This is a genomic window from Aromatoleum evansii (assembly GCF_045689615.1).
Lineage (GTDB): Bacteria > Pseudomonadota > Gammaproteobacteria > Burkholderiales > Rhodocyclaceae > Aromatoleum > Aromatoleum evansii.
Genome location: NZ_CP141259.1, coordinates 1,652,328 through 1,665,892, shown reverse-complemented (window position 1 = coordinate 1,665,892; position 13,565 = coordinate 1,652,328). Strand labels below are relative to the sequence as shown.

Below are 13,565 nucleotides of genomic sequence, written 5' to 3'. Positions count from 1 at the left end.
CTGGCGAACCACGCCGGTTGATTCGCGGCTGAAGCCGCTCCCACACGAAGCCGCTCCCACGGTCATATGCCGAGCACGCCTCAGTGCAGCCGGCTGACCCGCGGCAGCGGCAAGCACGCGCCACCCCGCACCAGATTCGCGAACTCGACCGCCGGAATCGGGCGGCTGCACAGGAAGCCCTGCATCTCGTCGCAGCGATGGCGCCGCAGGAAGTCGAGCTGCGCTTCCGTCTCCACGCCTTCGGCGACCACCGTCTGGTTCAGGCTGTGTGCGAGCGAGATGACCATGCGCGCGATTGCGGCATCCTCGGACGAAGTCGTGAGGTCGGCGACGAAGGACTGGTCGATCTTGACGCTGTCGATGAGGAAACGCTTGAGGTAGTTCAAGCTGGAATAGCCGGTGCCGAAGTCGTCGAGCGAGACCAGCACGCCGATATCCTTGAGTGTGCGCAGGATCACGATGGTCCGCTCCGGGTTGCTCATCACGCCGCTCTCGGTGACTTCGAGATGCAGTTGCCGCGCCGGCACCTCGGACGCACGCAGGGCCTCGCCGAGCACGCCGACAAGATCCTCCTGCTGGAATTGCCGCGCCGAGACATTGACCGCGACGCTGACGCCCGTGAGCCCTTCCTCGCGCCAGGCCTTCAACTGGCGGCAGGCGGTGTTGATGACCCATTCGCCGATCGGCACGATGAGCCCCGTTTCCTCGGCGAGGGGGATGAAGTCGGCCGGCGACACCATGCCCAGCACCGGATGGCGCCAGCGGATCAGCGCCTCGGCGCCGACCACGCGCCCGTTGGCGAGCTCGACCTTGGGCTGGTAGTGCAGTTCCAGCTCGTCCTGCTCCAGCGCCCGGCGCAGACCGTTCTCGAGTTCCAGGCGCTCGAGCATGCGCGCGTTCATCTCGGGGGCGTAGAAGCGGAAATCGTTGCGGCCCTGCTCCTTCGCCCGGTACATCGCGACGTCGGCATTCTTCACCAGTGCGGCCGCCGATTCGCCGTCGCGCGGATAGAGCGCGACGCCCAGGCTACCGGTGACGACCATCTCGTGGCCCGACAGCCTCATCGGCGCCGACACGGCCTGCAGCACCTTGGCGGCAAGCGATGCGGCATCGCTCTCGGCCCACAGCTCGGGCATGACGATCATGAACTCGTCGCCGCCCAGGCGCGCCACGGTGTCGCCCTGGCGCACACAGGCCGCGAGGCGTCGCCCCACCTCGCAGATCAGCTCGTCGCCGACGGCGTGCCCGAGGCTGTCGTTGATGAGCTTGAAGCGGTCGATGTCGAGCAGCATCACGGCCACCGCGCCGGCGTTGCGCTGCGCGCGGATCATCGCCTGCTGCAGGCGGTCGTTGAGCAGGTTGCGGTTGGCCAGCCCGGTCAGCGCGTCGTGGTTGGCCTGCTGTTCGAGTTCCGCCTCGTAGCGCTTGCGGTCGGTGAGGTCGTTGAAGATCGAGATGAAGTGCGACACGCGCCCGCTCGGGTCGTGCATCGAGGCGAGCGAGACTTCGTTCCAGAACAGGGAGCCGTCCTTGCGATAGCAGCGCAGCACCACGCGCGCGTCGCGCCCGCGGCGCACAGCCTCTCGCAGGCGCTCGATGTCGGGCTGGTCCCAGTCGTTGCCGATCAGCAGGCGCGTGTTGCGCCCGATGATCTCCTCCGGCGCATAGCCGGTCATCAGCGTGAAGGCCGGATTGACGTACAGCACCGGATTGTCGGCCTCGCGGTCGGCGGCGCTGATCACGATGGCGTTGATGCTCTCGTCGATCGCACGGTTGCGCAGGCGCAGCGTCTCCTCGGTGCGCTGCTGCACCACGCGCGCGCGCAGCGTGTGGATGCCGTAGGCGATGTCGTCGGCGAGTTCGCCGAGCAGTTCGAGTTCATCGGCATCGAAGGCCTCCTTCTCGCGTGTGACGATGCACAGCACGCCGAAGGTCTCGTGCTCGAACACGAGGGGCAGCACCGCGGCCGCCTGGTAGCCACGCCCGAGCGCCGCCTCGCGCCAGCGCCCGACGCGCGGGTCCGTCGCGATGTCGCGCACGATCTGCGCTTCGCGCGTGCGCACCGCCTCGCCCACCGGGCCGTTGCCGCAGGCGTTGTCGCCCCAGGAGAAACGAAAGGATTTCAGCAGGGCGGCTCCCTCGCCGGCGGCGGCAACCGTCTCCACGGTACAGTCGGCGTCGTGCCACGCGAGGCTCACCCAGGCGATGCCGTAATTGCCAAGCTCGACGAGGAAGCGGCACACGTCCGCGAGCAGCCTCCGCTCGTCGGTGGCACGCACCAGCGTGCGGTTGCATTCGGCCATCACCTTGCGCGCGCGCAGCACGCGCCGCAGCTGCGCCTCCGCGAGCTTGCGGGTCTCGACCTCGCTGGCGAGATCCTCCGCACGGCGTTCAAGCTCCTCGGCCTTGGCGGCGAGCTTGTCGGTGAGCACGCGCAGGTGCTCGCGTTCGAACTCGGCGTCGCTTGCAGGCGGGTTTTCCCGAGCGGCCTCCGCCAGCACCTCCGCAATGGTCCGCACGATCACTTCCGGGTCGCACGGTTTCACCAGGATGCGCGAGACACCGAGGATCCCGGCGAGGTGGCGCACTTCGCGCTCATGGTAGTTGGCGGTGTGGAAGATCACGCGCGTGTGGGCGATCTCGGGGTCCGCACGCAGCCGGCGCACGAATTCGTAACCGTCCACGTTGGGCATGAGGATGTCGCAGATGACCAGCTGCGGACGCTGCGCCCGCACGATGGCGAGCCCCTCGGCTCCATCGCCCGCCTCCAGTGCCTCGTGCCCCTCGTAGCCGGCCAGGGCGACGATGAGTTCGCGATTCACGGCATGGTCGTCTATGACAAGGATCTTCGCCATCGGCACGCATCCTCACTCGCCGGCAGCCGGACCGGCCATGCGCCGTCCGGCCTTCAGATAGGCTTCGACCTCGCTGACGAAGGTCTCGGGTACGATGGGCTTCGAGATATAGCCGTCGAAACCCGCGAGCATTACGCGAGTCTGGTCGCCCGACATCGAGAACGCTGTGACCGCGATCACGGGGATGTCGTTCAGGGCGGCGTCGGCACGGATGTGACGAAGCATTTCGAAGCCGTCCATCACCGGCATGCGCAGGTCGCTGATGACGAGTTCGGGCGGCGGCTCCCTGCGGGCGAGTTCCAGCCCCTGCTGGCCGTCCTCGGCGATCAGCACGATGTGCCCGGCCGCTTCGAGCAGGTAGCTGACGAGTTCGAGATTCGCCGGGTTGTCCTCGACGAGGAGAATGCGCGCCGCCATGCTCATCCCTCCGGCAAGAGGAGCGCGAAAGTGCTGCCGTCGCCCGAGGCGCTGTCCACGGTGATCCGCCCCCCCATCTGCGCGGCGAGCTTCTGGCTCAGGTGCAGGCCGAGGCCGGTTCCCTCGGCAAACTTGCCGCTACGCGGCGTGATGCGTGCGAAAGGCGCGAACAGGCGCTGGCGGTCCTCCTCGCCGATACCGGGGCCGGTGTCATGCACGCTGACCTCGACCAGCGCGAGTTCGCCCTCGATCCGTCGCGCGAGCCTGATGGTGACGCTTCCCTGCTCGGTGAATTTGATCGCGTTCTGCACCAGGTTGATCAGGATCTGGCTGAAGGCACGCCGGTCGGTCGACAGCCGCAGGTCCTCGTCGAGCATCTCGACCGCAAATGCGAGTCCCTTCCCTTCGGCCGCCGGACGCAGCGTCGCCACCACGTCCTCGACCAGCGCGCGGCAATCCACGGGCTCCACGACCAGCTCGATCTTGCCGGCCTCGATCTTGGCGATGTCGAGCAGGTCGTTGATGAGTTCGAGCAGGTGCTGGCCGCTCGACTGCACGCGGCGCAGCTGCTTTTCCTGCACCTCGTTCAGGGGTCCCGGCAGTTTCATCAGCAGCGTGCCGGTGAAACCGATGATCGCGTTGAGCGGCGTGCGCAGCTCGTGGCTCATGCTCGCAAGGAAGCGGTCCTTCGCAGCGTTGGCCTGCGCGAGTTCGACGTTCTTTTCGTGCAGCGCGCGCTCGATCAGCTTGCGCTCGGTGATGTCGCGGATCGCACTGGTCACCAGCGTGCCCTCCTCGGTTTCGAGCGGACTGAGGCCGATCTCGACCGGAAACTCGCTGCCGTCCTGGCGCAGTCCGAACAGCTCCAGCCCCATGCCCATCGCCCGCGTACGCAGCTGCCCGAAGTAGCCCGAGCGATGGGCCACGTGCCCGCCACGCAGGCGCTCGGGCAGCAGCACCTCCACCGGCAGGCCGCGCAGGCGGCCCGCCTCATAGCCGAACATGGCCTCGGCCTGGGTGTTGGCGAACACGATGCACCCGGACGCGTTGACCAGCACGATCCCGTCGGGCATGGACTCGAGCAACTTGCCGTAGCGCGCCTCGACGAGCTTCGCGTCACGCATCACCTTGAGCTGCGTGACGTCCTGCTTGCCGATGATCAGGTACTGCGGCCGTCCCTCACCGTCGCGCACGGTCTTCGCACTGATCGAGACGAAGACCAGCGAACCGTCCTTGCAGCGCCGCAGCGTTTCGACCGCGGCGAAGCCGTTCTCGAGCGCCTCGCGACGCATGTCGCGCTCCTCTTCGGCGCGGCCTGGGGGCACGATGAGGTCGAGCAGATCCCGCCCGACGATTTCCTCGGCCCGGTAACCGAAGATCGATTCCGCGCTCCTGCTCCAGTGCAGGACGATGCCTTCCGGCGATTGCACCACGAAGGCATCGGGCGCCTCGTCCAGCAGGAGACTGCAAACGTCCATCGTCATGCGCACTCCCCGGTTCGCGAATGCAGCGCGGAACGGGGGGAGATCGCTGCGTGGTGCGCAATTGAATCCCCGTCCATGACGTATCTATAGCAAATCGGCGCACCGTATCCAACTGTTTTTGTCGGGTAATAGCCCTGACAAAGACATGGTTTTCAAGCACCTGCGTTCATCGCAGCGCCCCGCCACGTTCGCCATCGGCAAGCGTCCGCAATACTCGCCGATAGCACGCAGCCGCCGCCGGATTGCCGATCGCATAGACGAAACAAAGAATTTCACGCAGTGCACGGCACACGAAATTGCGGTCGAGGCGATCCGGCGCCCGGCGCATGCCGAAGGGCTTGAACAGCAGGTGCAGACGCTCGGGAGCCCCGCCCGGCGGCCCGCCGCCCACGGCCGGCGGGCGGTAGTCGCACGGCACCTCGACGAAGCCGACGTGCCGGAACACCGCCACCGATTCCGTACCGCATTCGATGAACCAGCTTTCCGCGGATGTCCCGTCCTGTCGCATGCGCGCCTCGATGCGCGCGAGCACGGGGCGCAGCAGGCCGCGGCCGCGCAGGCTTCCGGCAAGGACGAGATAGCCGCCGAAGCCGGCCGTCGGCAGCGTGAAGAAGCTCGCCATGCCCTCGACCGGGGCGTCCGCTGCGGCGCGCAACAGCCACAGGTGATAGCGCGCCGCGCCGCTGTCGCCGACCGCGAAGGCCGCGGCAAAATCCTGCGCCGCGGCGACCCGGCCGGGAACGGGAATCGCCGCGCGGGCGATCGCCACGGCGGTCGCGATGCCGTCCGGCGGCCGAACCGGCGATGACACGGTTTCGATCAGCAGTCCGTCGGTGGGCTCCTGGCCCACGTAACGGCCGAGCGGAACGAGCGCGACGCGTGGGCGCGATGCGAGCGCCTCGGCCATAGCGAGGAAGTCCCGGTCGGCGGCGGGGTCCTCGATGCGCATCGCCCAGCGCAGGTACTCCGCGACGACGAGTTCGACCCAATGCGAACGAAAGCCGGACTGCGGCACCCGTCCGAACGGACGCATGATCAGCAGCAGGCCATCGACCGGCAGCTGTCCCGCCGACAGCGCGGGCTGGACGTAGGGGAATTCGAGCACACCGAAACCCCAGCGGCCCCAGACCGCCGCGCGACGGAAGGGGTCCATGTTGTCGGGCGTCGCGGGGCGGCGGAACGGATCGTTCATCTCGGCGACCACGGCGGCGAGGCGCGCGCCGCGCCGACGGGCGTCCCGGCGCAGGAGGCGGATCGCCTCGTCCAGGAGCGCACGGCCGATGCCCGACTCGCGCCAGTCCGACACGACGAACAGGAATTCGATCACGCCCGCACGCGGCATGGCGAGGTAGTCGAACACGACACCCCCGACCGCTTCGCCGCCGATTTCGGCGACGACGATGTGGTAGTTGTTGTCCCCGTACCAGCCCTGCGCCTTCAGCGCGAGATAGCGGCGCATGTTGTCGAGCGACTCGCGCTCGTCGGGATCGGGGAACTCCGCGACATAGCGCTCGCGGTAGAAGCGCTCCAGCGTGGCCAGCCCGGCCGGCGAGGCGTCGATCTCGCGAAAGCCCACCTTAGCGGCGCGGCTTCTGGCGCTGGAGCTTGTCGACATAGCCGAAGTAATCCGCGACGAGCTCGGGCAGGTGACAGGACGAGAAATAACCCGCGAGCCCCCACGGTCGCTGCGTGGGGTTGTCGGCACGGCCCGGCACGACCACGGCCGAGGCGAAGTCGCGATCGCTCTCCGCCTCGAGGCGCTCGCGCAGCAACTCGGGCAAGGGGTCGGCCGAGGCGTAGCGGATCGCACAGTCACAACCGGAGTAATCCGAACTGCACACGAGGTGGAAACGGATGCCGCCGGCGACGTCGTCCGCATCGAAGAACTCGCTTCGCCGCACCCATACCTGGCGCAGCAACTGGACGCTGTTCTCGATCAGCACGCGCCGCTGGAAGTGGAGCGCGGCCGGGTCGGCCACATTGGCATGCACGAAGACCGGCAGCAGGTTCTCCCACAGGCGCGCGTCGCCGACGCGCACGCGCTCGGCCGGACTCTCCGGCCATGACGGATAGGGCTTGCGGCGCAAGAGGCGCGGGCCGATGGTCGGGTCGGTCGGATCGGGCCGGCCGAGCGCGACGAGAAACATCATCCACAGGTAGGCGGAGAAATATACGCGCGTCTCCTCGACGGCGTTGTCGACCGACTCCAGCTGCAGCACGAGGCCGTCGGCGTGATGCGCGTGCTGCGGTCCGTCGCCGCACCACAGGCTCGCCTGTGCGGCGGCCATCGGATACTTGCGCGGCGGCGGTTCATCCCCGGCATCGTCGCGTTCCAGTTCGTCGATCAGGTCGAGCGTCGCTTCGTCGTCCGCCGCGCCGCCCTCCTCGTCCTCGCCCTCGCGCAGGAAATCCGGCCCCCAGCGCAACCGTCCGGTGAGTTGCACCAGCTTCGCACCGCGCCCCTCGGCCGCGAGGTCCGACACCAGCGGGCCGAGGGTGCGCGGTTCGCCATTGTCGGCAAGGTCGAGTTCGATCAGGGGCAGCGAGTTGTTCTCGTCGCCGTACCCGTACTGGTAGGCGAAGCGTCCCTGCCATTGCGCGCAACGGCAGATCGGGATGCTCGGCCCCCACACCAGCCAGCAGTTCCATTGCGAGGCCTGCAGGCTCTCGAAGGCCCCCGAGCGCCCTCCCGCCTTGGGAATCGAATGCCGGTAGGCGTTGAGTACGGGGCGCCAGTCGTCCTCGAAACGCGACAGGAGCCCGGCGACGAGGAACTGCGGCGCGATGAAGCCGAGGTTCACCCGGATGCGCGCGAGCGTCGCGATCGCATCGCGCGCCGGGGTATCGCGCGCAGTCCTCGCCACGGCGTCGAAGTAGCTCTCCCACAGCGCCTCGCGCTCCCGTGCGAGCATGAAGAACAGCGATTTGGTCTCGATCACGCTGGCGCTGAAATCGCCATCGTGCGCGCCGCGCTTCAGCTCGCTGGCGAGGCGCTGCGCGGTCTCGTTGTCATCGAGACCATCGAGCGTCTCCTGCAACTCCAACAAGGACGCGGGCGCATCGGCGCGCAGCAGCTGATACTCCACGAAAAGCCGCACCGCGCTGAAAAGCGCCTCGCCCGACAGCTTGCAGAACGCGGCCAGGCGTTCGACGCTCTGCCGCGCGAAGGGCTCGCGTTCCTCGACAGGCGTCTCCTGCAGCAAGGTCGCGACGAGCAGCGACACCGCCGCGCGCGCATGCGCATCGTCGCTCGTACGATTGCGATCGTTTCCTGCGACCGTGTTCGCGTCGCTTGCGTCCTCGCGGAGGAGTCCCGCGATCTCCACCATCAGGTCGCTGAGCCTGCGGCTCACCGCGACCGACTTCTCGCTGCCGAACTCTGCGAGCGCCTTGATCTTGCGCGTCTTCTCGTCCCTTTCCTTGGGCCGCAGCTCGGTTTCCCTGAGCCAGCCGATCACTTCCCAGGCGCTGGGGAGGATCTGCACCGGAATCACGCGCAAGCCTTCCTTGCTGCGCGCGAGCAGCCTGGGCAGTTCGGTCTTGCGGATGAAATCGGAGCTCAGGAAGGACGGGCTGATCAGCAGCAGCGCCAGATCGGCCTGCGCCAGCGCGGATTCGATCTCCGGCAACCACTTGTCGCCGGCGCGGATGCCCTTGCGGTCGATCCACACCTCGACCTCGATCGGGTCGTGGAGGCCTTGCAGATGTTTCACGACGACATCGCACCATGCGCTGTCGTCGTGGCTGTAGCTGACAAACACGTGCACGGTCCGGCTCATGGGGCCCCCGCCTGCTCAGGTCATCCACTGCTCACGATAGACCACGAGCGCGTGCCCGGCTTGCCCCGCATGCACACGGGTGCGCTGCCCCCTCAGAAGGCTGTGTCGTCGAAGGCCGCAAGGGGCGCCCCGGCGGACTGCACCGTGCGCAGGTGCGCCGCGGCCTGGGGCGCGAAGCTGGCCATCCAGAAGCACGTCAGGTCGATCAGGCTCGCATGGTAGGCCGAATCGCCCTCGCCGGCCGCCAGGCGCCGGCGCGCGGCGAGCGCGAGGCGCGCCATCTGCCAGCTGCCGCAGACGGTGCCGAGCAGATGCAGGAAAGGCACGGCCGCGGCGAGCGCCTCGGCGTAGCGCTCCTTGCCCGCCGCAAGCAGCCAGTGCGTCGCCTCGTTGAGCGCCCCGACGTTCTCGGCAAGGCCGTCGACGATGGGGCCGAAGCCGGGCTGGGCGCGCAGCTCCGAGATCGTCGCACGCAGATCGGCGATCAGCTCGCGCAAGGTCTCGCCGCCCTCGCGCAGGATCTTGCGGCCGACCAGATCGTTCGCCTGGATGCCGGTCGTGCCCTCGTAGATCGTGATGATGCGCGAATCGCGCGCTAACTGCGCGATGCCGGTCTCCTCGACGAAGCCCATGCCGCCGAACACCTGGATCGCGTCCCAGCAGGCCTGCTGGCCGGTCTCGGTGCACCACCCCTTGGCGACCGGCATCAGCAGATCGACGTAGCGCTGCGCCTTACCGGCGACCGCCGCGTCCGGGTGATGGTGCGCGGTATCGAACCACGCCGCCGCCGTATAGAGCAGCGCGCGCATCGCCATCACGCGCGCGCGCAGCGACAGCAGCATGCGCTTGACGTCGGGATGGCACAGGATGGGCTTGCCGGCCTCGCCGGTGATCGCGTCGCGTCCCTGCACCCGCTCGCGCGCATACGCGAGCGCCATCTGGTAGGCGCGCTCGGCCAATCCCGCACCCTGCACGCCGACGCCGAAGCGCGCCTCGTTCATCATGATGAACATGGTCTCCAGCCCGCGGTTCGCCTCGCCGACGAGGTACCCGACCGCCCCACCGGCATCGCCGTAACTCATCGTGCAGGTCGGGCTGCCGTGGATGCCCATCTTGTGCTCGATCGAGATGCAGCGCACGTCGTTCTTCGCGCCGGGATTGCCGTCGGCGTCGAGCAGGTACTTCGGCACGAGGAAGAGCGACAGCCCCTTCACGCCCGCGGGTGCATCGGGCAGGCGCGCGAGCACGAGATGGACGATGTTCTCCGTCAGTTCGTGCTCGCCCCAGGAGATGAAGATCTTCTGGCCGAAGACGCGGTAGCTGCCGTCGGCCGCCGGTTCGGCGCGGGCGCGCGTCGCCGCCAGATCAGAGCCCGCCTGCGGCTCGGTGAGGTTCATCGTGCTGCCCCACTCGCCGCTCACCACCTTGTGCAGCCAGGTTTGCTTCAGTGAATCGCTCGCGGCGATGCGCAGGGCCTCGGCCTGGCTCACGTTGAGCTGCGGCAGCATCGTGAAGGCCATGTTGGTGGAGAACCACATCTCCCACACGGGCGTGGACACCAGCTTGGGCAGGCCCTGCCCGCCGTATTCGACCGGCAGCGACAAGCCGATCCAGCCCGCCTCGACGTACTGCTGCCATGCCTCCTTCCAGCCCTCGGGGCTCGTCACGCGCCCGTCGGCCTCCAGGCGGCAGCCCTGCTGGTCGCCAGCGTCGTTGATCGGCGCGAGCACGCCTGCGGCGAACTTGCCGGCCTCGTCGAGGATCGCCTCGACGACGTCGGGCGTGGCCTCCTCGCAGCCCGGCAGCGCCGTGACGGCGTCGAGCCCCGCGAGCTCACGCAGGATGAAGTGCATGTCGCGCAGCGGCGCGGTGTATTCGGTCATGGTCGGTCGCCCGGGTTTGATCGGTTATATACAAGGCGGCAGCCGTGGTGGCGGGGGCCGATTGTCCTGTGGGAGCGGCTTTAGCCGCGAATGGGCGGTATCACACGCTGCACGGCCGCTTCGCGGCTAAAACCGCTCCCACGTTGTCGCGCCCCCAACGCCCAGGCTCACCGTGGTGCGAGCCTTATCGCCCCATCCAGCCGTATCGTCTCCCCATTGAGCATCGCATTCTCGACGATCGAACGCGCAAGCTGCGCATACTCCGCCGGCTCGCCCAGCCGCGGCGGGAAAGGCACCGACTCGCCGAGCGACTTCTGCACATCCTCCGGCAGCCCCTTCATCATAGGCGTCAGGAACAGGCCCGGCGCAATCGTCACGACGCGGATGCCGAAGCGTGCCAGCTCGCGCGCGATCGGCAGGGTCATCGACACGATGCCGCCCTTCGACGCCGCGTAGCCGGCCTGCCCGATCTGGCCGTCGTAGGCCGCGACCGAGGCGGTATTGATAATCACGCCGCGCTCGCCGCCCGCATTCGCCCCGCCCTGCGCCATCGCCTCGGAGGCGATGCGGATCATGTTGAAGGTGCCGACGAGGTTGATGTTCACGATGCGGGCGAATACGTCGAGCGGATGCGGGCCGTCCTTGCCCAGCACCTTCGCGGCGTTGCCGATGCCGGCGCAGTTCACGAGCCCCTGCAGGCCCCCGAAGCGCGAGCGCGCGAGCTCGACGCAGCCGCGCGCATCGGCTTCCGCGGCGACGTCGGTGCGATGGAAGGCCGCGCGGGGCCCGAGTTCGTCGGCGAGCTTCTCGCCGGCTGCGACGTTCAGGTCGGCGATGACGACATTCGCACCGGCCGCGTGGAAGGCGCACGCGGTCGCTTCGCCGAGGCCCGAGGCGCCGCCGGTGACGATGAAAGTGCTGTTTTCGAGTTGCATGCGATGTTCCTCAAAACCGTGACGCTTACGCTATTTCCTGTGGGAGCTTTCCTGTGGGAGCGGCTTCAGCCGCGAATGGGCAGTTCACTCCTCAACACTGCTGCTTCGCGGCTGAAGCCGCTGCCACAGATCCTTTCCCACATATCCGCTCCCACCGGGCATTTCCGTGCGCTAGCCGGCGTTCTCGACGACGATCGCCACGCCCTGCCCGCCGCCGCAGCACGCGGACGACACGCCGTACTGCAACCCGGCCTCGCGCAGCTCGCGCGCCACCGTCGTCGTCAGGCGCACGCCCGACGCGCCCAGCGGGTGCCCGATCGCGATCGCGCCGCCATGCACGTTGCAACGTTCGCGGTCGAGCTCCAGCTCCTTCTCGCAGGCGAGGTACTGTGCGCCGAAAGCCTCGTTGATCTCGACGCGGCCAAGGTCGCCCACCTTCAATCCCGCCTTCGCCGCGGCCACGCGGATCGACGGCGCCGGGCCGATGCCCATGATCTCGGGCGGCACCGCAACCGAGGCGCCGGAGACGATGCGCGCCAGCGGTTTCACACCGTGCGCCCGCACCCAGTCGCCATGCGCAACGATCACCGCGGCCGCGCCATCTACGATCGCCGAGCTGTTGCCGCCCGTCTGCACGCCGCCGAAGGCCGGCTTCAGCTTCTGCAGGGTCTCCAACGAAGTCGGGCGCACATGGCCGTCGCGATCGACGCACTCGACACGGTCGGCGAGCTTCAAGGCACGCGGGTTGTAGCCCGGGAGCACCCAGTTCGAATTCACAACGGACGCGACCTCGTCCGCGAAGTAGCCCGACTCCCACGCCGCGCAGGCACGCGCGAAACTCTGCGCGGCGAACTGGTCGACCTCCTCGCGCGAAATGCCGTAGCGCTTGGCGAGGTTCTCGGCGGTGTCGCCCATGCTGTCGCCCGGCGCGGTGTCCTTGGTCGCTTCCCACAGGAAGTCGCGGAAGTCGAGCTGCCCCATGCGAAAGCCCGCGCGGTGCGTGTAGGCGGCGATCGGGTTGCGCGACATCGACTCGGTACCCACGCACAGCGCGACCTTCGCCTTGCCCAGCGTGACCTGGTCGGCCGCGGCGAGGATGGTCTCGAAACCCGTGCCGCACAGGCGCTGCACCAGCAGCGCCGGCACGGCCGGATTCACGCCCGCATACAGGCCGATGTGGCGCGGCAGGAAGTAGGCGTCGAAGCTCGCCTGCGCCATGTTGCCGGCGACGATCGCATCGACCTCGCCGGCCGGGATGCCGCTGCGCTCGAACAGCGCGCGCGCCGCGAAGATGCCCAGATCGGTCGGCGACACGTCGCGCAGCGGGCCATTGTAGTCGGCGAAGGGCGTGCGCTGCCCCGCCACCAGCCAGATGTCGTCGTAGGCGCGCGCTTGCGCGGCGGCTTCGGATGCTGCGTAAGGATTGGTCATCGCTGCGGTCCCTGTCCCTTGCGTTGCAGGAAGTGCCCGATGCGCTCGGCGACTTCCGGGCTGGTCTGTGTCAGTGCGGCGGTCAGCGATTCGACGAAGAGACCGTCGTCGCTCGACAGGTTGTCGATGCGCTGTACGGCGCTGACCATCGCCCAGTTCGCCATCGGTGCGTTCTCGGCGATGCGGCGCGCGAGCTGCTGCGCCTTCGCCAGCGCCTCGCCGGGGGCGACGAGGTAGTGAGACAGGCCGAGGCGCTGGCCCTCGTCGGATTCGAGGATGCGGCCGGTCAGCATCATTTCGCACATACGCCCCGCGCCGATGATCTTCGCAACGCGCACCGATGCCCCGCCGCCGACGAAGATGCCGTGTCGGCCTTCAGGCAACTGATAGATCGTGTTCGGTTCCGCGACCCGAACGTGGGCCGAGCTCGCCAGCTCCAGCCCGCCACCGATCACCGCGCCGTGCAGCGCCGCGACGACCGGGATGCCGCCGTTCTGGATGCGGTCGAACACGCGATGCCAGCCGCGCGAGTGCTGCATCACGCCGAAGGGGTCGCGATGCTGGTGCTCGGTGAGATCCAGCCCGGCGCAGAAGTGATCGCCCTCGCCACCGAGGACGATGACCCGCGTCCCTTCGGGTACGGCCGCGAAAGCGGCATCGATCGCGTTGAGCAGGCGGTCGCTGATCGCGTTGCGCTTCGCGGGCCGCGCCAGCATCACCGTATAGATGTTGTCCTCAAACGAGGTTCTTACCAGTTCTTCGCTCATGGCGATCCTTCTTT

9 protein-coding genes are annotated in these 13,565 nt (G+C 68.2%); all 9 read right to left on the bottom strand.

Annotation, left to right across the window (positions count from 1 at the left end):
• Positions 1–80: 80 nt before the first annotated feature.
• Entirely contained in the window at positions 81–2,855 is a 2,775-nt protein-coding gene (locus tag U5817_RS07625; protein ID WP_407280257.1) for an EAL domain-containing protein, read from the bottom strand.
• 12 nt (positions 2,856–2,867) lie between these two features.
• The gene (locus U5817_RS07620) at positions 2,868–3,272 is read right to left on the bottom strand and encodes a response regulator (protein ID WP_407280255.1); all 405 of its coding nucleotides are present in this window, start codon (positions 3,270–3,272) and stop codon (positions 2,868–2,870) included.
• A 2-nt stretch (positions 3,273–3,274) separates the two neighbouring features.
• The gene (locus U5817_RS07615; protein ID WP_407280254.1) at positions 3,275–4,756 is read right to left on the bottom strand and encodes a PAS domain S-box protein; all 1,482 of its coding nucleotides are present in this window, start codon (positions 4,754–4,756) and stop codon (positions 3,275–3,277) included.
• A 166-nt stretch (positions 4,757–4,922) separates the two neighbouring features.
• Complete coding sequence (locus U5817_RS07610; RefSeq protein ID WP_407280253.1) at positions 4,923–6,371, bottom strand: GNAT family N-acetyltransferase; 1,449 nt, start codon at positions 6,369–6,371, stop codon at positions 4,923–4,925.
• On the bottom strand, positions 6,334–8,535 hold the full coding sequence (locus U5817_RS07605; protein ID WP_407280251.1) for a TIR domain-containing protein: 2,202 nt from the start codon (positions 8,533–8,535) through the stop codon (positions 6,334–6,336). Before U5817_RS07605 ends, U5817_RS07610 begins: the two co-directional genes overlap by 38 nt.
• A 92-nt stretch (positions 8,536–8,627) precedes the next feature.
• Entirely contained in the window at positions 8,628–10,418 is a 1,791-nt protein-coding gene (locus U5817_RS07600; RefSeq protein ID WP_407280249.1) for an acyl-CoA dehydrogenase, read from the bottom strand.
• Between the two features lie 167 nt (positions 10,419–10,585).
• A complete protein-coding gene (locus U5817_RS07595; RefSeq protein WP_407280247.1) occupies positions 10,586–11,353 on the bottom strand; it encodes a 3-hydroxyacyl-CoA dehydrogenase in 768 nt (255 codons plus the stop codon).
• A 171-nt stretch (positions 11,354–11,524) separates the two neighbouring features.
• Positions 11,525–12,784: a thiolase family protein gene (locus U5817_RS07590; protein WP_407280245.1), complete on the bottom strand. Its 1,260-nt coding sequence runs from the start codon at positions 12,782–12,784 to the stop codon at positions 11,525–11,527.
• On the bottom strand, positions 12,781–13,551 hold the full coding sequence (locus tag U5817_RS07585; protein ID WP_407280244.1) for a crotonase/enoyl-CoA hydratase family protein: 771 nt from the start codon (positions 13,549–13,551) through the stop codon (positions 12,781–12,783). Before U5817_RS07585 ends, U5817_RS07590 begins: the two co-directional genes overlap by 4 nt.
• Positions 13,552–13,565: the final 14 nt, after the last annotated feature.